The 24,546-nt window shown below is 74.4% G+C and carries 4 protein-coding genes; 3 read left to right on the forward strand and 1 reads right to left on the reverse strand.

Features of this window, described 5'->3' with window-relative positions; translation table 11 throughout:
• Positions 1-118 precede the first annotated feature (118 nt).
• Positions 119-10,666, forward strand: a complete 10,548-nt coding sequence (locus ACFYSH_RS13165) for an SDR family NAD(P)-dependent oxidoreductase (protein ID WP_388752269.1) — start codon at positions 119-121, stop codon at positions 10,664-10,666.
• Between the two features lie 232 nt (positions 10,667-10,898).
• Here ACFYSH_RS13165 and ACFYSH_RS13170 read toward each other — a convergent pair whose 3' ends face one another.
• Positions 10,899-13,670: an AAA family ATPase gene (locus ACFYSH_RS13170; protein WP_359478150.1), complete on the reverse strand. Its 2,772-nt coding sequence runs from the start codon at positions 13,668-13,670 to the stop codon at positions 10,899-10,901.
• A 639-nt stretch (positions 13,671-14,309) separates the two neighbouring features.
• Between ACFYSH_RS13170 and ACFYSH_RS13175 the strand changes: the two genes are divergently transcribed.
• Both ACFYSH_RS13175 and ACFYSH_RS13180 read left to right on the forward strand, forming a co-directional pair.
• Entirely contained in the window at positions 14,310-19,757 is a 5,448-nt protein-coding gene (locus tag ACFYSH_RS13175; protein WP_388752271.1) for an SDR family NAD(P)-dependent oxidoreductase, read from the forward strand.
• Complete coding sequence (locus tag ACFYSH_RS13180; protein ID WP_388752273.1) at positions 19,754-24,508, forward strand: type I polyketide synthase; 4,755 nt, start codon at positions 19,754-19,756, stop codon at positions 24,506-24,508. Before ACFYSH_RS13175 ends, ACFYSH_RS13180 begins: the two co-directional genes overlap by 4 nt.
• Positions 24,509-24,546: the final 38 nt, after the last annotated feature.

The raw sequence follows: 24,546 nt of genomic DNA on the forward strand, positions 1-24,546 counted from the left end.
CCGATCCGGTGCCGGACGACGCGCCGCGTCCGGCGCCGGCGATCCACGTCCGGCGCACCTCCATCGCACCTCCACCGCATCATCAGCGCCGCCGAGTCAGCAGGGAGCGACACCGACCGTGGACACATCCGTCGAGCAGATCGTCGAGGCGCTGCGCGAGGCCATGCTCGAGAACGAGCGGCTGCGCCGGCACAACGACCGGATATCCGAAGCCGCACACGAGCCCGTAGCCGTCGTCGCCATGAGCTGCCGCTACCCCGGCGGCGTCAGCACACCCGAACAGCTGTGGCAGCTGGTCGACGCCGGAGTGGACGCCGTGGGCGACTTCCCCGGGGACCGGGACTGGGACGTCGACGCCATCTACGACCCCGACCCCGACGTGCCGGGCCGCACCCATGTGCGCGAGGGCGGATTCCTCCACGACGCTCCGCGGTTCGACCCGGGTTTCTTCGGCATCAGCCCGCGCGAGGCCGTCGCCATGGACCCCCAGCAGCGGCTGCTGCTGGAGACCGCCTGGGAGGCGTTCGAGCGGGCCGGCATCGACCCGCACACCCTGCGCGGCAGCCGCACCGGCATCTACGCCGGCGTCATGTACCACGACTACGGCAGCTGGCTCACCGACGTTCCCGAGGGCGTCGAGGGCTACCTCGGCAACGGCAACCTCGGCAGCGTCGCCTCCGGCCGCGTGTCCTACACCCTCGGCCTGGAGGGTCCGGCCGTCACCGTCGACACCGCGTGCTCCTCCTCGCTGGTCGCCCTCCATCTGGCCGTGCAGGCCCTGCGCACCGGTGAGTGCGGTCTCGCCCTGGCCGGCGGGGTGACCGTCATGTCCACCCCGGACACCTTCATCGACTTCTCCCGCCAGCGCGGCCTCGCCCTGGACGGCCGCTGCAAGTCCTTCGCGGAGGGTGCCGACGGCACCGGCTGGGGCGAGGGCGTGGGGCTGCTGCTGCTGGAGCGGTTGAGCGACGCCCGCCGCAACGGCCACGAGGTCCTCGCCGTCATCAAGGGCTCGGCCGTCAACCAGGACGGTGCCTCCAACGGCCTGACCGCGCCCAACGGCCCCTCCCAGCAGCGCGTCATCCGCGCCGCCCTCGCCGACGCCCGCCTGGAACCCCACCAGGTGCACGCCGTGGAGGCGCACGGTACCGGAACCCCGCTCGGTGACCCGATCGAGGCCCAGGCACTCCTGGCCACCTACGGCCAGGACCGCCGCGAGGAGCCGCTGTGGCTGGGCTCGGTGAAGTCCAACATCGGGCACACCCAGGCCGCCGCCGGAGTCGCCGGCGTCATCAAGATGGTGATGGCCATGCGCCACGGCCGGCTGCCCCGGACCCTGCACGCCGAACGCCCCACCACCCAGGTGGACTGGGAGGCCGGAGCCGTCGAACTGCTCGGCGCGCCCCGCGAGTGGCCCGCCCCCGGTGAGCCCCGCCGTGCCGCCGTGTCCTCCTTCGGGATCAGCGGCACCAACGCCCACGTCATCGTCGAGGCGGCCCCCGAGCCCGAGCCGCGCGCCGAGGAGCCGGTCTGGGACCGCCCCCTGCCGCTGGTGCTGTCCGCCCGTGACGAGCCGGGACTCGCCGCGCAGGCCCGCCGCCTCCTGGACCACCTGGAGGCGGGCACCGACCCGGTGCCCGACGTCGCCCACTCCCTGGCCACGTCCCGTGCGGCCCTGGACCGGCGGGCCGTCGTCGTCGGCGCGGACCTGAGCGCCGTGACCGCCGGCCTCACCGCCCTGGCCGAGAGCGACCCGGCGTCCGGAGTCGTGCGCGGCGCACCGGCCGGGGAGTCCCGCATCGCGTTCGTCTTCCCCGGGCAGGGGTCCCAGTGGGCCGGCATGGCAGCCGACCTCCTGGACGCCTCTCCGGTGTTCGCCGCCACCATGGCCGACTGCGCCGAGGCCCTCGCGCCCTTCACGGACTGGGACCTCGTCGAAACCGTGCGCGAGCGCCGCCCGCTGGAGCGCGTGGACGTCGTACAGCCCGCGCTGTGGGCGATCATGGTGTCGCTGGCCGAGGTGTGGCGCGCGCACGGGGTGCGTCCCGCCGCCGTCATCGGCCACTCCCAGGGCGAGATCGCCGCCGCGTGCGTGGCCGGCGCGCTCAGCCTGTCCGACGGGGCCCGCGTCGTGGCCCTGCGCAGCCAGGCCATCGCCGAGGCGCTCTCCGGCCGCGGCGGCATGATGTCGGTGGCCCTGCCCGAGTCCCGGGCACGCGAACTCGTCGCGGCGCACGACGGGCGGGTCTCCGTGGCCGCTGTCAACGGCGCCTCCTCGGTGGTGCTCTCCGGGGACGCCGACGCCCTCGACATCCTGCGCGAGACGATCGTCGCCGACGGCGGACGCGCCAAGCGGCTGCCGGTGGACTACGCCTCGCACTGCGCCCACGTCGAGTCGATCCGCGAACGGCTCCTCGCCGACCTCGCGGACGTCCGGGCGAGGCCCGCCGACGTGCCGTTCTACTCCACCGTCACCAACAGCGTGCTGGACACCACCACGCTGGACGCCGGTTACTGGTACACCAACCTGCGCCGGAGCGTCCTGTTCGAGCCGACCACCCGGTCCCTGCTCGAGGCCGGCTACGGGGTGTTCGTCGAGTGCAGTCCTCACCCGGTGCTGCTCAACAGCATCGAGGAGACCGCCGACGCCGCGGACGCGGCCGTCACCGGCCTCGGCTCGCTGCGCCGCGACGACGGCGGCGCCGAACGCCTGCTCACCTCGCTCGGAGAGGCGTTCGTGGCCGGCGTCCCGGTCGACTGGTCCCCGGTGTTCGCCGGGATGCCGGTGCGGGCCGCCGACCTGCCCACCTACGCCTTCCAGCGTGAGCGCTACTGGCTCGGCCGGTCCGCGGCCGCCGGCGACGTCACCGCCGCCGGGCTCCGGAGCGCCGACCATCCGCTGCTGGGCGCGGCCGTCCCGGTCGCCGGCGGCGGCACCCTGTTCACCGGCCGGCTCTCGTTGTCCACCACGCCCTGGCTGGCCGACCACGCCGTCTCCGGCACCACCCTGCTGCCCGGTACCGCGCTGGTGGAGCTGGCGCTGAGCGCCGGCCACGGCCTCGGCTGCGGGCACATCACCGAACTCACCCTGCAGGCCCCCCTGCTGCTGCCTGAGCGCGGTGCCGTCCAGCTCCAGCTGCACGTGGCGCCCACCGACGACCACGGGCACCGCGCGGTGACCGTCCACTCCCGCCCGGAAAGCGACGACGAGGCCTCCTGGACCCTGAACGCCTCGGGCCTGCTCGCACCGCAGACCGCGCCGCCCGCCTTCGACCTCGCGGCCTGGCCGCCCCCCGGCGCCGCACCGGTCCCTGCGGACGACGCCTACGCCGAACTGGCGGCCCTCGGTTACGACTACGGGCCGGCCTTCCAGGGCCTGCGCGCGGCCTGGCGACGCGGCGAGGAGACGTACGCCGAAGTGGAACTCCCCGGCGAGGCCGGCGGCTTCGGCCTCCACCCGGCCCTGTTCGACGCCGCCCTGCACGCCGACGGTCTCGGCGCGCAAGGCCAGGGGGCGGCCCGGCTGCCCTTCGCCTGGACCGGTGTGTCGCTGTACGCGGCCGGGGCCACCGCCCTGCGGGTCCGCCTCCGCGGCGGCGACACGCTCTCCCTGGAACTGGCCGACCCCACCGGCGCCCCGGTCGCCGCCGTCGAGGCACTGGTCTCCCGCCCGGTCGACGGCGGAGCGCTGGCCTCCCCGGTCCACGCCGACGACCTGTACCGGCTGGACTGGCCCGCGGTGCCCGCTCCGGCCGCGGCGACCCCCGGCCACGCCCTCCTGGACGAGAGGGGTACGGCCGCGCTCGCACCACTTCCCGACTGGGTGGTCCTGCCGGTGACCGGCGGCGACGAGCCGGTGGCCTCGGTGCGCGAGGCGACCGAACGGGTCCTGACCGCCCTGCACGACTGGCTGGCGGACGACCGGACGGCCACGTCCCGTCTGCTGGTCCTCACCGACGGCGCGGTCGCCACCGGCGAGGAGAGCGCCGTCGATCTGGCGGGCGCCGCCGTGTGGGGCCTCGTCCGAGCCGCCCAGGGCGAACACCCTGACCGGGTCGTCCTCGTGGACGGGGACCCGGGAACGGCGGACGGCCCGGACGGTGACCGCGTCGCCGCCGCCGTACGCGCCGCCGCGGCGAGCGGCGAACCCCAACTGGCCCTGCGCGGGGACACCGTCCGGGTGCCCCGGCTGGCCCGCGCCGTAGTACGGGGGAGCGCCGCCACGCTCGACCCCGACGGCACCGTACTGATCACCGGCGGCACCGGCGTGCTCGGCGCCGTGGTCGCCCGGCACCTGGCCACCGGACACGGTGTACGCCGCCTGGTCCTGGCCGGCCGCAGCGGCATCGCCGCGGACGACTTCGCCGACCTCACCGAGCGGGGCGTCCAGGTCGTCGTCGCCCGCTGCGACGCCGCCGAGCGCGACGAACTGGCCGCGCTCCTGGCCGACGTGCCCGCCGCGCACCCCCTGACCGCCGTCGTGCACCTCGCGGGCGTCCTCGACGACGGGCTGGTCACCGACCAGACCCCCGAGCGCCTGGACGCGGTGCTGCGGCCGAAGGCGGACGCGGCCTGGAACCTGCACGAACTCACCCGGGACATGGACCTGGCGGCGTTCGTGCTGTTCTCCTCGGCGGCGGGCACCGTCGACGGAGCCGGACAGTCCGGGTACGCCGCCGCCAACGCCTTCCTCGACGCCCTCGCCGCGCACCGGGCCCCCCTGGGGCTGCCGGCGCTCTCGTTGGCCTGGGGTTTCTGGGAACAGCGCACCGGCATGACCGCCCACCTCACCGACGCCGACGTCGAGCGCATGACGCGCGCGGGGGTGCGGCCCCTGCCCACCGAGGAGGGGCTGCGGCTGCTCGACACGGCGCTCGCCGCCGACGAGCCGTTCCTGCTGCCGATCGGCCTGGATCTGCGCGCCCTGCGCGGCGCCGACGACGTCCCCGCCCTGCTGCGCGGCCTGGTGCCCGCACCCGCCCGCCGGGCCGCGGCCGCCCGGGCCACCGGGTCCTCGCTCGCCGACCGGCTGGCCGCCCTGGGCCCGGCCGAACGGGACGCGGAGCTGGTGGAGCTGATCCGCACCCAGGTGGCCGCGGTCCTGGGCCACGGCAGCGACATGGTGCTCGACCCGCGACGCTCCTTCCGCGAGGCAGGGTTCGACTCGCTCACCGCGGTCGAACTGCGTAACCGTCTGGGCGGCGCCGTCGGCCTGCGGCTGCCCGCCACCCTCGTCTTCGACCACCCCGACGCCGACGCCCTGGTGCGGTACCTGAAGACGGAACTCCTCGGCGACGACGCCGGGGACGCCCCCGGTGCCGCGGTACCGGAGACCGAGTACGCGGCGGACGAACCCGTGGCCATCGTCGGCATGGCGTGCCGCTACCCCGGGGGAATCACCACCCCCGAGGAACTGTGGCGGCTGCTGGCCGACGGCGGGGACGGCATCGGCGCCTTCCCCGACGACCGGGGATGGGATCTGGACGACCTGTACGACCCGGAGCCCGGCAAGCCCGGCCACTGCAGTACCCGTTCGGGCGGATTCCTGTACGACGCCGCCGACTTCGACCATGACTTCTTCGGCATCGGCCCCCGCGAGGCCCTCGCCATGGACCCCCAGCAGCGGCTGCTGCTGGAGACCTCCTGGGAGGCGCTGGAGCGCGCCGGCATCGACCCGCACAGCGTGCGCGGCAGCCGCACCGGGGTGTTCGCCGGCGTCATGTACCACGATTACGGCAGCCGGCTGCGCGACGTCCCGGAGGCCGTCCGCGACTACCTCGGCAACGGAAGCCTCGGCAGTGTCGTCTCGGGCCGGGTCGCCTACACCCTCGGACTGGAGGGGCCCGCCCTCACCGTCGACACCGCCTGCTCCTCGTCGCTGGTGGCGCTGCACCTGGCCGCGCAGGCGCTGCGACGTGGTGAGTGCACCCTGGCGATGGCCGGTGGTGTCTCCGTGATGTCCACCGTCGACACGTTCGTCGACTTCAGCAGACAGCGCAATCTCGCCGCGGACGGCCGCGTGAAGTCCTTCGCCGAGGAGGCGGACGGCACCGCCCTGTCGGAGGGCGCCGGTGTGCTGGTGTTGGAGCGGTTGTCGGATGCGCGGCGGGCGGGGCATCGGGTGTTGGCGGTGGTGCGTGGGAGTGCGGTGAATCAGGATGGTGCGTCGAATGGTCTGACGGCGCCGAACGGTCCGTCTCAGCAGCGGGTGTTGCGGCAGGCGTTGGTGTCCGCGGGGGTTTCGGCGGACGAGGTGGATGTGGTGGAGGCGCACGGTACGGGTACGGAGTTGGGTGATCCGATCGAGGCGCAGGCGTTGTTGGCGACGTACGGTCAGGGTCGTCCGGTGGGGCGTCCGTTGTGGCTGGGGTCGGTGAAGTCGAATCTTGGTCATACGCAGGCGGCCGCGGGTGTGGCTGGTGTGATGAAGATGGTGTTGGCGTTGGGGGAGGGGGTGTTGCCCCGGACGTTGCACGCGGGTGTGCCGTCGCGGAAGGTGGAGTGGGGTGCGGGGCATGTGCGGTTGCTGGAGGAGGAGCAGGCGTGGGTGCGGGGTGAGCGGGTGCGTCGTGCGGGGGTGTCGTCGTTCGGGATCAGTGGTACGAACGCGCATGTGATCCTGGAGGAGGCACCTGCCGAGGACACACCGGACACCTCCTCCGACACCGAAGCGGCCCCCCTGCTGCCCGTGGTCGTGTCCGGGGCCACCCCCGAGGCACTGGCCGCCCAGGCCGGCCGGCTGCGCGCCGTCGCCGACGAACGGATCACCGACCTCGTCCACTCGCTGGCCACGGGCCGTGCCGCCCTGACCCACCGGGGCGCGGTCGTCGCCCGTGACCGGGACGAACTGCTGGCCGGTCTGACCGCGCTGGCCGACGGCACCGCCACCGACGCCGTGGTGCGCGGCCGGCCCGTCGCAGGCCGCACGGCCTTCCTGTTCACCGGCCAGGGCGCCCAGCGTCCCGGCATGGGCCGTGGCCTGTACGACGCCCACCCCGCCTTCCGGCGGGCCCTGGACGAGGTCTGCGAGGCCCTGGACGCGCACCTGGACCGCCCGCTGCGCGAGGTCATGTGGGCCGAACCGGGAACCGACGCGGCCGAGTCGCTCGACCACACGCTCTACACCCAGAGCGCCCTGTTCGCGGTGGGAACGGCCTTGTACCGCCTGCTGGAGTCCTACGGCATCCGCCCGGACCGGCTGGCCGGCCACTCCATCGGCGAACTGACCGCAGCGCACGTCGCCGGTGTGTGGGATCTCGCGGACGCGGCCCGGCTGGTCACCGCGCGCGGCAGGCTCATGCAGGCCCTGCCCGCCGGTGGCGCCATGCTCGCCGTGGACGCGACCGAGGACGAGGTGCTGCCGCACCTGGGCCCCGACGTGTCCCTGGCCGCCGTCAACGGCCCGCGCGCGGTCGTGGTCTCCGGTACGCGGGCCGCGGTGGACGCGGTCGCCGCAGCATTCGCCGACCGCCGCACCAAGCGGCTGCGGGTCAGCCACGCCTTCCACTCGCCCCTGATGGACCCGATGCTGGCCGAGTTCGAGAAGGCGGCCCGCGAACTGCGCTACGCGGCGCCCGCGATCCCGGTCGTCTCCGACGTCACCGGCACGTACGCCACCGAGGACGACCTGTGCTCGCCCGAGTACTGGGTACGTCACGTCCGCGAGGCGGTCCGTTTCGGGGACGTGATCCGCGCCCTCGAGGACGACGGCGTCCGCACCTTACTCGAACTCGGTCCCGACGCCGTCCTGTCGGCCATGGGCACGCACGCCCTCGCCGACCCGGAGCGGTCGGTGTTCGTACCGGCCCTGCGCCGTGAGCGCGACGAAGAGGTGACGTTCGCCTCCCTCGTCGCCACCGCCCATGTCCGCGGCCTTGCCGTCGACTGGCAGCGGGCCCAGGACGGCACCGGCGTCCGTCGCGTCGACCTGCCGACGTACGCCTTCCAGCGGCAGCGGCTGTGGCTGGCGGACGGGCCCGGGACGGCCACCGACGCCGGCGGGCTCGGACAGACACCCGCCGGGCACCCGATGCTCGGCGCCGTACTCACCCTGGCCGCCGCGGACACGGTCGCGCTGACCGGCCGCCTCTCCCTGGCCACCCACCCCTGGCTGGCCGACCACGCCGTCGCGGGAGTCGTCCTGGTCCCCGGGAGCGCCTTCGTGGAGCTCGCCCTCCAGGCCGGCGACCGCGCAGGCTGCCCGTACGTGGAGGAACTGACCCTGGAGCGCCCGCTGGTCCTCCCCCGGCACGGTTCCGTGCAGCTCCAGGTGACCGCCGCGGCCCCCGACGCCGACGGCCGCAGGCAACTGACCGTGCACGCCCGGTCCGAGGGCGCCGACGGTGACTGGACCCGGCACGCCACCGGCGTCCTCGCCCCGCGGCCCGCGCCCGAACCGGCCACCGTCGCCGTCTGGCCGCCCGAGGGCGCCGTGCCCGTCGAGGTGAGCGGCCTGTACGACCACCTCGCCGAGCAGGGCTACGGCTACGGCCCGTTGTTCCGATGCCTGCGCGCCGCCTGGCGGCTCGGGGACGAGGTCTACGCCGATCTCGTCCTCCCCGACGCCGACGCGGCCGACGGCTTCGGACTGCACCCGGCACTCCTCGACTCGGCTCTGCACGCCATCGACCTGCTCGACGGCCAGGACCCGACCGTCATGACCCTGCCCTTCGCCTGGGAGGGAGTCACCCTGTACGCCACCGGTGCCACGGCCCTGCGGCTGCGGCTCACCCCGCACGGCAGCGACCACATGACCCTGGGCCTGTACGACGCCTCGGGCGCACCGGTCGCCGAGGCGGCGTCGCTGCGCATCCGCCAGGTGACGGCCGAGCAGCTGAACGCGGCCGCGCCCGACCCCGGCGACCTGTTCGCCCTGCGCTGGACCCCGGCGCACGTGTCCGCCGGCGGGGCGGTGACCGAGCCCCGCACGCTGACCGTGACCGTGGACGACACCGCGGAAGGCGACCTGCCGGCCCGGGCCCGCGAGACCGCCGTGCGCACCTTGGCCGCGCTGCAGGAACACCTGGCCGCGCCGGCGGACGGCGACCCCCTGGTCGTCGTCACCCGGTCCGCGGTCGCCGTCACCCTCGACGGGGCACCGGACCCGGCCCAGGCCGTCGTCTGGGGCCTGGTGCGGTCCGCCGCCGTCGAGCACCCCGGCCGGTTCGTGCTGGTGGACACCGACGGCGACGCCGCATCCGTCGCGGCGCTGCCGGCCGCCGTCGCGACCGGTGAGCCCGAACTCGCTCTGCGCGGCGGCACGGTGTACACGCCGGAGCTGACCAGGGCCGACGAGCCCGGGACCACGCCCGCCATCTCGCTGAACCCGGAGGGAACCGTCCTCATCACGGGCGGCACCGGCAGCCTCGGCCGCCTGCTCGCCAGGCACCTGGCCGAGCACCACGGCGCCAGACACCTGCTGCTGGTGGGACGTGGCGGCCGGAAGGCGGACACGGAGGGGTACGAGGAGCCCGTCGCGCCCGGCGCGCGGATCAGGGTCGCCGCATGCGACACCACCGACCGTGCCGCGCTGGCCGAACTGCTGGCCTCCGTCCCCGAAGCCCATCCGCTGACCGCCGTCGTGCACGCCGCCGGTGTCCTGGACGACGGTCTGCTCACCGACCTCACGGCCGCGCGCACGGAGACGGTGATGCGGCCCAAGACCGACGCCGCCTGGCACCTGCACGAGCTCACCCGCGACCTGGAGCTGGACGCCTTCGTCCTCTTCTCCTCCGCCGCCGGCACCCTGGGCGCGGCGGGACAGGCCAACTACGCGGCGGGCAACGCCTTCCTCGACGCCCTCGCCGCCGGCCGGCGGGCGGAGGGCCTGCCCGCCCTGTCACTGGGCTGGGGGCTGTGGGACACCGGCGACGGCATGGCCGCCGGGCTCGGCGAGGCAGAGATGCGCAGGCTGGCCCGCGACGGCATCCTGCCGCTGCCCGCGGACCGGGCGCTGTCCCTGTTCGACCGGGCCCTGGCCACCGACGGCCCGATGCTCCTGCCGATGCGCGTCCAGGTCACCGAGGACGCTCCGGCTCTGGTCCGAGCCATCGCACCGGCACGGACGACGACTCCGGCCCGCCGGGACGTCCGAGCGGTGGAGACCGTCCCGGAGGCGGCGGAGCCGTTGTCACGGCGGCTGGCCGCGCTCGGCGCCGCGGACGGCAGGCGACTGCTGGTCGACACGGTGTGCCGGCACGTGGCCGACGTCCTCGGACACGGCTCCGGCAGTGCCGTGGACGCCGAACGTCCGCTGGGCGACCTCGGCGTGGACTCGCTCGCCGCGCTGGAGCTGCGCAACCGTCTCGCCGCCGAGACCGGGCTGCGGCTGTCCACCACGCTCACCTTCGACTACCCGACGTCCGAAGCCCTCGCCCAGCACCTCTTCGAGGAACTGGGCGGGGCGGACGAGGAACTGGTCGACGTCGAGGCCGAGGTGGTACGCCTGGAGACGGTGCTGGGAGCCGCGTTGGGCTCCGAGGAGCTCGACGACGAGCGGCGTGCCCGGGTCGCCGCACGCCTCAGGGCCCTCACCGCCCGCTGGGACGGTTCGGCGCAGTGGCAGGAACCCGCGACGGCCGACGGTGCGGGCGGGAAGCGGCTGGAGGCGGCCACGGCCGACGAGCTCTTCGGCATCCTCGACGACGAACTCGGCAGCTTCGGCTGACCCGACGACGGGTGGAACGACGGGACGGATGAGCCCGGGGCGCCGGACACGCGCCCCGGGCTCACCCATGCCCGCCCCCGCGGGGGCGGGCCCCCGGAGCGGGGAGTCCGCCCGCCGGGTCATGCGAAGCCCTGCCGAACGGCCGAAAAGGCCCCCTCCGGAGCCTCGAGGAGACTCGCGGAGGGGGCCGTGCGGCGCAGGTGGACGGGATTCGGGCGGGGAGGGCCGGAGGTCAGCCCACCGAGGAGTGGGTGGCCCAGCGGTCGGACAGTTTCGGGATGCGGTGCTCCAGCATCTTCGGCGGCAGTTCGGACCGGCTGGCCACGTTCAGCTTGCGGTAGACCCTGGTGAGGTGCTGTTCCACCGTGCTGATGGTGACGTGCAGCCGGCCGCTGATCTCGCGGTTGGTGTACCCCAGCGCGGCCAGGCCCGCGACCCGGCACTCCGCGTCGCTCAGGATGGCCGGGCCCTCGGCCTCGGACCCGTCGGACTGCCCGGGCTCCTCCAGCAGATGCGCGTCGACGGGCGAATCGACGCTGCACGCCTTCGCCTCACGGGCCGCCTGGCGGGCGACCAGCCGGGCGCGGGCGTACTCGCCCAGTTCGTAGTGGGCCGCGGACAGGTCGGCGTAGGCCTGGGCGAGGGTGTGCTGGTCGCCGCACAGCTTGAGCAGGTCGACCGCCTCACGCAACAGTGAGGCCCGGCGGTGCGGCTTGCTGGTGGCGGCCAGCATCCGCAGCGCCATCGCCCGTGCGCGGGAACTGTGACCACCGGGAAGCCGCAGCTGTTCCTCGGCGCACTCCCGGGCGGTGCGGGCCTTGCCGATCCGCAGATTGGCCAGGGCCAGGTCGGACCGCCAGGGGATGCCCTTCTGGAGGCTGGAGTTCCCCTGCCTCATCAGACCGCTGCACGTCTCGAAGTCGTTCAGCGCGGCGAACGGCCGGCCGGTGAGCAGGTAGTGGTGCCCCCGGGCCCGCAGGTATTGGATGCCGAAGACGGTGCGGAACATCGGCTCGGGGACGTCCCGCTTGAGCACCCGCTCGGCCTCGTCGTAGGCGCCCATGGCGGCGTGGGCGAAGATCGCCGTCGACAGCGGGAGCCCGGCGAGGACTCCCCAGCTTCCCTCGTGCAGGCTGCTCAGCGCCCTGTCGGCGCCTTCGGCCGCGGTCGCCATGTCTCCGCGCAGCAGCGCGATCTCCGCACGTACGCTGCCGAGCAGCGCCTGCCACGTGGTCGCCCGGCGCTCGACCGCGGACTCCAACAGCGCGTCGCACGCCTCGGCGGCGACCGCGGGCCGGTCGGCGTGGGCGATGGCGAGGAGCGCCATCGCCACCAACTCCAGGTTGAGATGGTCCAGTTTGCGGCCCTGCAGGGCCTGGGCCACGGCCGCCGCGGAGTCGTCCGTGGCGACGCCGCCGACCAGTACCGCCACCTGCGCGGCCAGTCCGCCCGTGCGGTCGGCGGGAGCCCGGCGGCGTGGGTCGGCGCCCGTGCGTTGCGGGCTTCTGGCGGGCAGCGCGACTCCGTAGAACCACTGCCGTACGAACTCGACCTCGACGAGGATCTGCGCGTCGGCGGGGGAGCGCGCGGGCACCAGGGTGGCCACGGTCTCGGCGGCCAGCTCGGTGTCGCCCTGCCACAACATGTGCCGCATGACGGTCGCGGTGTCGCGCATGCTCAGCGCGCCGTCCAGGGCGGGCCCGCGCAGCGGCTCCAGGTGGGCGCCCGCCGCAGCGGGGTTGACGCGCCACTCCGCCCGGGCGAGGGCGGCCGACAGGGCGTTGCGTTCCTGCGGGTCGGTGCAGTCGCGCAGTACCAGGTTCAGATAACTGCCGCACAACTCCACGTCGTCCGCGGCCAGGGCCTGCTCGGCGGCGGCGCGCAGCACGCCGGGACCCCACGGCTGCGGGAGCGGGACCTGGTCCGCGGCGCTCAGGTGCCGGGCCACGTCGCCGGCGGGCGCGCCGCAGCGGTACAGCAGGTCGGCGGCGCGTGTGTGCAGCGCGGCGCGCGTGGTGGTGTCCATGCTGTCGAGCACCGCGGTCGCCGCGGCCGGCAGCCGGAAGACGTGACCGTCGAGCAGCCCCATGGAGTTGAACGCCTCGACGGCCTCCTCGACCCCGGCGGGCGTGGTGTCGGCCAACTGGCTCAGGACGCCGGAGGAGGCGGGTGTGCCGAGGGCCGCGAGGGTCCGGATCACCTGCTTGTGGCGCGGCTCACCGCTCTGGACGAATGACCGCACGGCCTGGCGGTAGGCGGTGCCGGCGATGGGGCGGGCGATGTCGCGGCCGAAGCGGGTGCTGTCGTCCAGGAGGGCGTGCACCAGCAGGGGGTTGCCGGCCGTGGCCCGGTGGAAGGCGCGGCCCGCTCCGGCCGGCGGGGCGGCTCCCGACTGGGCGGCGATCAGTTCGCCGACACCACGCTCCGACAGGGGGCCGAGACGGGCCCGGCGGTGCGGTCGGCGGATCAGCTCGGCGTGGGCGGCCGAGCGTCCGGTGCCAGGGTGGCCGGAGGTGGCGCACACCACGAGGACGGGCCGGGACCGGCTCCTGTCCAGCAGATGGACGAGGGCGCTCAGCGAGGCCTCGTCCATGAGATGGGCGTCGTCCACGGCCACCACCAAGGGGCGTCGGCCGTCCGCGAGCCGCAGCAGCGCCTCCGTCGTTCCCGGCTCGGGATCGCCTCGGTGCCCGAAGCGCCGGGAGAGAGCCTTCGTATGCCCGCCCGCCGGTCGTGCGGCGTTCGACGGGACGGGCTCCACTTCGCCGTTACGCAATAATTGCCGCAGCAGACTCATCGGCCGGTCGCGCTCGGCCGGGTGTGCCGTGCCCTGAAGTATACGCGCGCCGGATCGGTCCGTAGCAGCCAGAAATTCGTGCAGAAGTTGGGTCTTACCGGAGCCGGGGCCGCCCGTGACTATCACCAGGCGCCCAGATCTTCGAGTGCTTTCGGTAAACGCCTCGTTAAGTATGTGTAATTCTTTGGAGCGGTCGAAAAGGCGCATGGTGTTCCCCCTGTGTCCAGTAACGCCCGTGGAGTCGCGCCCGTCTGGGGTGAAGTGCTGTCATGCAGGGCCGACCAGGCTCCCCCGCTCGGCCGTGGTGCGGTGCCGAGGGTCGTCGCCGCGTCCTTGCGGCGGCAGCCGGTCGGTGTCGCGGTCCAACCTTACGGCGGGTCCGAATAAGGGTGCCGTCAAAATGAGGGTCAGTCATTTATGGCGTGATTCGATCGGTTCGGTAAGTCTTTCCGGAGGGTAGGAAAAGAGCTACTTGATCAAACAAACAGCGAGGGTATAGGTCGTTGCCAACGTTGTCAACCAGGCCCTTCCGGAAGCTACTTCTCACTCATAGTGCCGGTGCGAGGCGACTTTCTCCGGTCCGGCAATTTACCGGGAAGTAAAGAAAGGACTCGGGCCGCGACGCGCCTCTACCGGGCACGGTTCCACCTCTGAGCTGCCCGTTCGGGCATACCGTCCGGCATGCCCCCCGTACCGGCTCACGGGCCCCTGGGGGCCGTAGGGGTATCAAGCGCCACCGCCCCCTACCTAGCCTCCGTCAACGGAGGGGGAAGCGGACCGGGATCCCGTCCGGAGACAGTCCGCAGGACCGAGGCCCACTTTCGATCCCGATCGGATGGCGCGCTGGTGAACAACGAAGAGCAGCTGCTCGACTACCTCAGGCGGACCACGGCTGACCTGCGGGAGGCACGACGCCGGCTGCGCGAGAACGAACAACGCGCACACGGCCCGGTGGCGATCGTCGGCATCGGCTGCCGCTACCCGGGCGGGGTCACCTCGCCCGAGGACTTGTGGAACCTGGTGGCGACGGGAACCGACGCCGTGGCGGAGTTCCCAGGCGACCGCGGCTGGGACGTGGACGCCCTGTACGACCCCGACCCGGACCGGGCCGGCACGACCTACGCACGCACCGGTGGCTTCCTGTACGACGCCCCCGACTTCGACTACGACTTCTTCGGCATCAGCCCGCGCGAGGCCCTTGCCATGGACCCGCAGCAACGGCTGCTGCTGGAGACCTCCTTCGAGGCGTTCGAGCGGGCCGGCATCGTCCCGGCCTCCCTGCGCGGGAGCCGCACCGGCGTGTTCGCCGGTGTGATGTACAACGACTACGCCACCCGCCTCGACACCGTCCCCGACGACCTCGACGGCTACCTCGCCAACGGCAGCGCCGCGAGCATCGCCTCCGGGCGCATCGCCTACACCTTCGGCCTGGAGGGCCCGGTCGTCACCGTCGACACCGCGTGCTCCTCCTCGCTGGTCGCCCTGCACTGGGCGGTGCGCGCACTGCAGGCCGGTGAGTGCTCCCTCGCGCTGGCGGGCGGGGTCACCGTGATGTCCACCCCCGAGACGTTCGTCGACTTCAGCAGGCAACGGGGCCTCGCCCCCGACGGCCGCTGCAAGGCCTTCTCCGCCGCCGCCGACGGCACCGGCTGGGGCGAGGGCGCCGGCATGCTGCTCGTGGAACGCCTGGCCGACGCCCGGCGCAACGGTCACCCGGTGCTCGCCGTGGTGCGTGGCAGCGCTGTCAACTCCGACGGCGCGAGCAGCCGGCTCACCGCGCCCAACGGCCCCTCGCAACAACGGGTCATCCGCCAGGCGCTGGCCGGCGCCGGCCTCACCGCCGCCGACGTCGACGTGGTCGAGGCACACGGAACCGGGACCTCGCTCGGAGACCCGATCGAGGCGCAGGCGCTGCTGGCGACGTACGGGCGTGAACACCCCGCCGACCGGCCGCTGCTGCTGGGCTCCGTCAAGTCCAACCTCGGTCACACCCAGGCCGCCGCCGGCGTCGCCGGGGTCGTCAAGATGGTCATGGCCATGCGCCACGGCGAGGTACCGCCCACCCTCCACGTCGACACCCCCACCGACCAGGTCGACTGGGACGCGGGAGCCGTCGAACTCGCCCTGGAGAAGAGCCCCTGGCCCGACACCGGCGGCCCGCGCCGCGCGGCCGTCTCCTCCTTCGGCATCAGCGGCACCAACGCCCACGTCGTGCTGGAGCAGGCACCCCTCGAAGAGGAACCGGCGGCCTCCGACACGGAGGCGAAGCCCGCCGCCGCGGTGGCGGAACCCCGTGCGAGCGCCACCGCCGGCACACCGGTGCCCTGGATCGTCACCGGCCGCAGCCCTGAGGCCCTCGCCGGCCAGATCACCCGCCTGCGTGACCACCTCGCCGGACGTGACGACACCGCACCGGCGGACATCGCCCTCTCGCTGGCCACCACCCGCACCCACTTCGAGTACCGCGCCGTCGCCGTCGGCAACGACACCGGTGAGCTGCTGGACGCTCTGACCGTCGCGAGTCCGCTCACCCCGGTCGGCGGCAGGACGGCGTTCCTGTTCACCGGGCAGGGCGCCCAGCACCCCGGCATGGGTCGCGTCCTGCACCGCGCCTACCCGGTCTACGCCGAGACGTTCGAAGCGGTGTGCGCTCTCGCCGACCCCCATCTGGAGCGCCCGCTCGGCGAGCTCGTCGACGGGGACTCCGCGCTGCTGACCCGCACCGACCACGCGCAGATCGCGATCTTCGCCACCGAGGTGGCCATGTACCGGCTGCTGGAGTCCTGGGGCGCGGTGCCGGACTACCTGGCCGGCCACTCCGTCGGTGAACTGGCCGCCGCGCATGTCGCCGGAGTGCTCTCCCTGCCGGACGCGGTCTCCCTCGTCCTGGCCCGTGGCGCCCTGATGGCGGCGCTCCCGGCCGGCGGCGCCATGGCCGCACTGCGGGCGACCGAGGAGGAGGTCGCTCCGTACCTGGACGAGCACGTCGGCCTCGCCGCCGTCAACGGCCCCCGCTCCGTGGTGATATCGGGGACCGAGGAGGCCGTCGACGCACTCGCCGCCCGCCTCGGACGCGGTAAGCGGCTCTCGGTGTCCCACGCCTTCCACTCGCCGCTGATGGACCCGATGCTGGAGGCCTTCTCCGAGGCCGCCGCCCGGTGCGACTTCCAGGAGCCCCGGATCCCGATCGTCTCCACCCTCACCGGAGCCCTCGCCGGCCCTGGCGAGCTCACCACCTCCGGCTACTGGGTGGACCACGTCCGCCGCCCGGTCCGTTTCGCCCCCGCCCTCACCGCCCTGCACGACCTGGGCGTCCGGGCCTTCCTCGAGGTCGGCCCGGACAGGGCGCTCACCGCCCTGGCCGCGGAGTGCCTCCCCCCGGACAGTGTGTGCGTGCCCGGCCTGCGACGCGACGGTGACGAGCCGCGCGACCTCGTCACCGCGGTGGCCCGGCTGCACGCCGCCGGGGGGACCCTCGACTGGGACGCGTTCCACGCCCCTCACCACGCCCGGCGCACCGACCTCCCCACCTACGCCTTCCGGCGGACCCGCCTGTGGCTCGAAGCCGCGGCGGGCGGCACCGGCGACGCCGACGGACTCGGGCAGCAGGCCACCGGCCATCCGCTGCTGACCGCCGCGACCGAACTGCCGGACACACAGGGCGCGGTCCTCACCGGACGGCTGTCCCTGTCCTCCCATCCCTGGCTCGGCGACCACGCCGTCCACGGCACCGTCCTGCTGCCCGGCACCGCCTTCGTCGAGATGGCGCTGCGGGCCGCGGCACAGACCGGCTGCGACACCGTCGGGGAACTCACCCTGCACGCCCCCCTCACCCTGCCGGAACAAGGTGCCGTGGCCGTACAGGTCGCCGTCGACGCGGAACGGGACGGGCGCCGCGAACTGACGGTCTGGTCCCGCCGCACCGACACCCCCGACGCCCCGTGGACCCGCAACGCCGCCGGCGTGCTGAGCACCGTGCCCCCCGACGTGACACCGCCCACCGAGCCGGCCGTCTGGCCCCCCGCCGGTGCGGAGGCCGTCGACCTGGACGGGCTCTACCCGCAACTCGCCCGCACCGGCTACGGCTACGGCGAGGTCTTCCAGGGACTGCGCACGATGTGGCGCAGGGGCGAGGAACTGTACGCCGAAGCCGCTCTGCCCGACGGAGCGCGCACCACCGCCGGCGCCTTCGGTCTCCACCCGGCCCTGCTGGACGCCGCCCTGCACGTCAACCTGCTGGACCTGCCCGGCGGACAGGCCGTGCTGCCGTTCGCCTGGAGCGGCGTCACCCTGCACCGGGCGGGCACCGACCACCTGCGCCTGACCCTGTCCCAGGCAGGCAGCGACGCCGTACGCCTCGACCTGGCGGACGGGGACGGCACACCCGTCGCCACCGTCCGCGGCCTCGTGGCCCGGCCCGTCACCGCCGACCAACTCACCGCGGACGCCGACGACCCCCTGTACCGGGTCGACCTCGTCCCGGCGCCGGGCGCGGCACACCCGGCGCCGACCGACCTGGCCGTGTGCGGCGCCGACGTCGGCCTCGACGCGCCCCGGCACCACGACCTGGCCGCACTGGCGGACGCGGGCGAGGTCCCCGGGACGGTCGTCCTGGCCGTACCCACCGACCCCGACCCCGCCACCGGCGCCGATCTGCCGCAACGGGCGCGGGACCTGGTCGCCACGACCCTGGACACCCTGCGCCACTGGCTCGACGACGAACGCTTCACCGGGCGCACGCTCGCCGTCCTGCTGCGCGGTGACCACCTCACGCACGCCCCGCTGTTCGGCCTGGTGCGCGCAGCGGCGGCCGAGAACCCCGGCCGTTTCCTGCTGATCGGCAGTGACGGCACCGCCACCCCGCAGGCCGCCCTCGCCACCGCGGCGGCCTCCGACGAGCCGGAGACCGCCGTGTGCGACGGCGAGGTACGCGTGCCACGGCTGGCCCGCGCCAAGCCCGGCGGCCCCCTCACCTGGGACCCGGACGGCACGGTGCTCATCACCGGCGGCACCGGCGGCCTGGGCGCCCTGATCGCCCGTCACCTGGTCACCGAGCACGGCGTACGCCGACTGCTGCTGGTCGGCCGGCGCGGTGCGGACGCTCCCGGTGCGGCCGACCTCCGTGGCGAACTCGGCGCGCTCGGCGCCGAGGTCACCCTCGCCCGCTGCGACGTCGCCGACCGCGCCGACCTCGCCGCGCTGCTCGACCGGCACCCGGTCCGCGCCGTGGTCCACGCCGCCGGCGTCGTCGACAACGGCGTCCTGGCCACCCTTGACGCGGACCGGGTCGAGCGGGTCCTGCGGCCCAAGGTGGACGCAGCCTGGCACCTGCACGACCTGACACGGGAGTCGGACCTGTCCGCGTTCGTCCTGCTGTCCTCCACGGCGGGTCTGCTCGTCGGGGGCGGGCAGGCCAACTACGCGGCCGCCAACACCTTCCTCGACGGCCTCGCCGCCCACCGCCGCTCCCTCGGCCTGCCCGGCGTCTCCCTGGCCTACGGCCTGTGGGCATCGGGCGGCGGCATGAGCGCAGGCATCGAAGCGGCCGACCTGGAGCGGCTGCGCCGCCTCGGCCTGCCGCCCCTGACGCCCGCGCAGGGACTGCGTATGTTCGACGCGGCCCTCGGTGCCGAGGACGCCGTCGTGGTCCCCGTCCGGCTGGACGGCGCGGCCGTACGGGCCCGGCCGGACGGCGTCCCCGCGCTGCTGCGCGGACTCGTCCGCCCCGCGGCGCGTAAGCCCGGCGCCGAGACCGCCGGCGGCACCTCGTCCGCCTCCTGGCGCGAGCGGCTCGCCGCCCTGCCCGACACCGAACGCGACCGCACCCTGCTGGACCTGGTCCGCACCCATGTCGCCGGCGTGCTCGGGCACCCCTCACCGCAGTCGGTGGACCCCGGACGTGCCTTCCAGGAGATGGGCTTCGACTCGCTCGCCGCCGTCGAACTGCGCAACCTCCTCGCGGGCGCCACCGGCCTGACCCTCCCGGCGACGCTGGTCTTCGACCAGCCCTCGCCCCGCACACTCGCCGCCCACCTCAAGACCGAACTCGTCCCCGGACCGGCCGACCTCGCCCGGTCCGCCCTGACCGAAGTGGACCGGCTGGAGGCCGCGCTGCTCGCGCTGCCCGACCAGGACGGCAGCCACGCGCGCGTCACCGCACGCCTCGAAGCACTGCTCCGCGGCTGGCAGGACGCCCGCGGCGGCGACGCGGCGCCCGAGTCGCCGCAGGACTTCGGCGAGGCCAGCGACGCAGAACTCTTCGCGACGATCGACAACGAACTGGGAGCCCTGTGATGGAAGACCCGGCCACGGCTGACAAGCTCCGCGACTACCTGAAGCGGGCCACGACCGAGCTGGAGCGCAGCCGCCGCCGCGTACGGGAGCTGGAGGAGCAGAACCACGAACCCGTCGCCATCATCGGTATGGGCTGCCGCTACCCCGGCGGGATACGCACCCCCGAGGACCTGTGGCGCATCGTCGACGAGGGCGTCGACGTCGTCTCCGACTTCCCCACCGACCGCGGGTGGGACGTCGACGCCCTCTACGACCCCGAGCCCGGGGCCCCGGGCAAGACCTATGTGCGCCACGGCGGCTTCCTGTACGACGCCGCCGAGTGCGACCCCGCCTTCTTCGGCATCAGCCCCAAGGACGCACCCGGCACGGACCCCCAGCAGCGCATGCTCCTCGAGGTGACCTGGGAGGCCTTCGAACGGGCCGGCATCGACCCCACGGCCGTCAAGGGCACGCAGACCGGTGTCTTCGTCGGCCTGATGCACCACGACTACCTCGGCGGCACCATCTCCGGCAGCATCGTCTCCGGCCGGATCGCCTACACCCTCGGGTTGGAGGGCCCGGCGGTCACCATGGACACCGCCTGCTCCTCCTCCCTGGTCGCCCTTCACTCGGCGATCCAGTCACTGCGCAAGGGTGAGTGCTCCCTCGCGCTGGCGGGCGGGGCCGCGGTCATGGCCAGCCCCGAGATGTTCGTCGAGTTCAGCGAGCGCCGTGCCCTGTCGCCCGACGGCCGCTGCCACTCCTTCTCCGACGACGCCGCCGGCGCCGCATGGGCGGAGGGAGCGGGCATGCTCCTCGTCGAGCGGCTGTCCGACGCCCGCCGCAACGGGCACAAGGTGCTCGCCGTCGTCCGCGGCAGCGCCGTCAACCAGGACGGTGCCTCCAACGGCCTGACCGCGCCCAGCGGTCCGGCCCAGGTCCGGGTCATCCAGCAGGCGCTCGCCGACGCCCAGCTGGCCCCGCACCACATCGACACGGTCGAGGCCCACGGCACCGGCACCACGCTCGGCGACCCCATCGAGGCACAGGCCGTCATCGCCGCCTACGGGCAGGACCGACCCGAGGGCCGGCCGCTGTGGCTGGGCTCCATCAAGTCCAACATGGGCCACGCCCAGGCGGCCGCCGGAGTAGGCGCCGTCATCAAGATGGTCATGGCGATGCGCCACGGCACCCTCCCCAGGACCCTGCACGTCGGCACCCCCACCACCGCCGTCGACTGGAGCGCGGGCGACGTCGAACTGCTCACCGAGCCCCGCCCCTGGGGCGGCGACGGCCGGCCGCGCCGCGCCGGCGTCTCCTCCTTCGGTATCTCCGGCACCAACGCGCACACCGTCCTGGAGGAGGCCCCGCCCGAGGGGGACGACGAGGGCACCCTCCACCGCACCGAGCTGCCCGTCGTGCCGTGGCTGCTCTCCGGCAAGGGCGCCGACGCCGTACAGCGGCAGGCGGAACGGCTGCTGGCGGTCGCCGGTGGCCTCGACCCGTACGACGTCGGTCACTCCCTGGCCACCACCCGCTCCCTGTTCACCCACCGCGCGGCCGTCACCGGACGCGACCGGGACGAGCTGCTGGCCGCCCTGCGCCAGGTCGCGGACGGCACCAGCACGCCCGTCGTGGCCCCCGAGCCCGGCCGCCTCGCCGTGCTCTTCTCCGGACAGGGCTCGCAGCGCCCCGGCATGGGCCGCACCCTGCACGCCGCCTTCCCGGTGTTCGCCGCCGCCTTCGACGACATCTGCGCGGCCTTCGACGTACATCTCGAACGGCCCCTGCGCGAGGTCATGTTCGACGAGGACGCCGACGGCGCCGACGCGCCGCTGCACCGCACCGTCTACACCCAGGCGGCGCTGTTCACGTTCGAGACCGCCCTCTACCGGCTGCTGGAGCACTGGGGCGTCCGCCCCGACCTGCTCGCCGGACACTCCATCGGCGAGATCGTCGCCGCCCATGTGGCAGGCGTGCTGGACCTGAAGGACGCGGTCACCCTGGTCGCCGCCCGGGGCCGCCTCATGCAGGACCTGCCGGCCGGCGGCGCGATGGTGTCCCTGCGCGCCACCGAGGCCGACGTCACCGCGCTCCTCACCGACGGGGTCGACATCGCCGCCGTCAACGGCGCGCGCTCCGTCGTGGTCTCCGGCGACGAGGACGCCGTCCTCGCCGTCGCCGCCCAGGCCGAGAAGAGCACCCGGCTGAAGGTGTCCCACGCCTTCCACTCGCACCGCATGGACCCGATGCTCGAGTCCTTCCGCGAGGTACTGGCCGGCCTCACCTTCCACGAGCCCGCGCTCCCGGTCGTCTCCAACGTCACCGGCCGGATCGCCGACGGCCTGGCCGACGCCGAATACTGGGTACGGCACGTCCGCGAGGCCGTCCGCTTCCACGACGGGGTCACCACGCTCGCCGCCGAGGGCGCCACCCGGTTCCTGGAGATCGGTCCCGACTCGGTGCTCAGCACCATGGCGCAGGACGTGGTCCCCGACGCCATCGGCACCCAGCGGCGTGACCGCGCCGAGGACGCCGCCCTCGTCGACGCCCTCTGCCGCCTGCACCTCACCGGCACCGGTCCCGACTGGCGGACCGTATTCGCCGGCGGCCGCACCGTCGACCTGCCCACCTACCCCTTCCGCCGGGACCGGCACTGGGAGGACGCCCCCATCCTGCAGGCCGAGCGGCAGGCCGGGTCCGGCGGCGACGCCGGCGACCCCTTCTGGGACCTGGTGCGCGAGCAGGACGTGAGCGCCGTCGCCGCCACCCTCGGCCTCGACGACGAGCGCTCCGTCGCCGCCGTCGTGCCCGCCCTCGCCTCCTGGCACGGCCGGCGGCAGGCACACGCCGCGGCGGACGGGCTGCGCTACCGCGTCGCCTGGGAACCGCTGGCGCCTTCCGCGACCCCGGCGCTCGGCGGGACCTGGCTGGCCGTCGTGCCCGAGTCCACCGCCGACGCACCGTGGACCCGCGGCGTGCTCGAAGGCCTGGCCGGACAGGGACTGGACGTCGACACCCTTACCGTGCCCGACACCGCCGACCGCGTCGCACTGGCCGCCGTGCTCACCGGCCGCGCCCCGGCCGACGGCGTCCTGTACCTGCCCGCCCCGACGACGCCGCCGGACGCCCTCGCCGCCCTCGTCCAGGCGCTCGGGGACGCCGGCCTCGAAGCCCCGTTGTGGTGCGCCACCCGGGACGCCGTCGCGCACGGAACCGGCGCCACCGTCACCGGCTTCGCCCAGGCCGCGCTGTGGGGCCTCGGCCGGGTCGCCGCGCTGGAGCACCCCGACCGGTGGGGCGGCCTCGTCGACCTTCCCGCCGAGGCCGGCCCGTCGGCCGTGGCCCGTCTCGCCGCGCTGCTCGGCGACGCCGGTGGCGAGGACCAGGTCGTGATCCGGGACTCCGGCGCCTACGGACGCCGCCTGGAGCACGCCCCGGCCCGCGCGGGCGCCCCCTGGCAGCCGTCCGGCACGGTGCTGGTCACAGGCGCCACCGGCGCGGTCGGCGCGGTCGTCGCCCGACGGCTCGCCGCCGAGGGCGCCGAACACCTGCTGCTCACCTCCCGACGCGGCCCCGACGCGCCGGGCGCGGCCGACCTGGTCCGTGAACTCACCGCCACCGGTACCGGCGTCACCCTGGCCGCCTGCGACGTCGGCGACCGGTCCGCACTGGCCGGTCTGCTGGACTCCGTACCGGCGGAGCACCCCCTGACGGCCGTCGTGCACCTGGCCGGCGCCCTCGACGACGGGGTCCTGGACGCCCTGGACGCCGACCGGTTCGCCCGTGTCCTCGGCCCCAAGGCGGACGCCGCCCGTCACCTGCACGAACTGACCGCCGGCCTCGGCCTGTCGGCGTTCGTGCTGTTCTCCTCCCTGACCGCCACCGTCGGTGGCGCCGGTCAGGCCAACTACGCCGCAGCCAACGCCTACCTGGACGCACTGGCCGAGCACCGCCACGCGGCCGGACTGCCCGCCACGTCCGTGGCCTGGGGCCCCTGGGGCGGTGACGGCATGGCTGCGCACGGCGCGGTGCGCAGCTCGGCCCGGGCGATGGGTATGTCCCTGCTCGCCCCGGACACCGCACTCACCGCGCTGCGCCGCGCCCTGGACGGCGGCGACACCACCGTCACCGTCGCCGACGTCGACTGGTCCGTGTTCGCCCCCGCGTTCACCGCGACCCGTCCCAGCCCGCTGCTGTCCGCACTGCCCGGGGCCCGGCGCACCACGAGCGGCCCGGACGGCGCGAACGCGGCCGACGGTTTCGCGGAGAAGCTCGCGGGACTCACCGGAGGGGAGCGCGAGCGCGCCCTGCAGGACCTGGTCTGCGGCCAGGCGGCCTCCGTCCTCGGGTACGGCGACGCCGGCGCCGTCGAGCCGACCAGTGCCTTCCGCGACCTCGGCTTCGACTCGCTCACCTCGGTCGACCTGCGCAACCGGATCAGTGCCGCCGCCGGAGTCGCGCTGCCGGCCACGCTCATCTTCGACTACGCCAACCCCGCCGCCCTCGCCAAGTACCTGGGCACCGAACTCGCCGGTGCGGACACCTCCGTGGACTCCGTGGTCGCCGAGCTCGAACGGGTCGCCGCCCGGCTGGGCGACCTCACCGCCGAGGACCTGGAGCAGAGCCGGGTCACCACCCGTCTGCAGTCCCTGCTCAACGACCTGGACAAGACCCTCGGCCAGGATGCGGCAGTGGTCACCGGCCGTCTGGAAGAGGCCTCCGCCGACGACGTCTTCGCGTTCATCGACAACGAACTCGGCTCCGCGTGACCCCGCACTCCCACGACATCCCGGCCCACCCGCAGTTC

This window comes from Streptomyces sp. NPDC005791 (genome assembly GCF_042871485.1).
Lineage (GTDB): Bacteria > Actinomycetota > Actinomycetes > Streptomycetales > Streptomycetaceae > Streptomyces.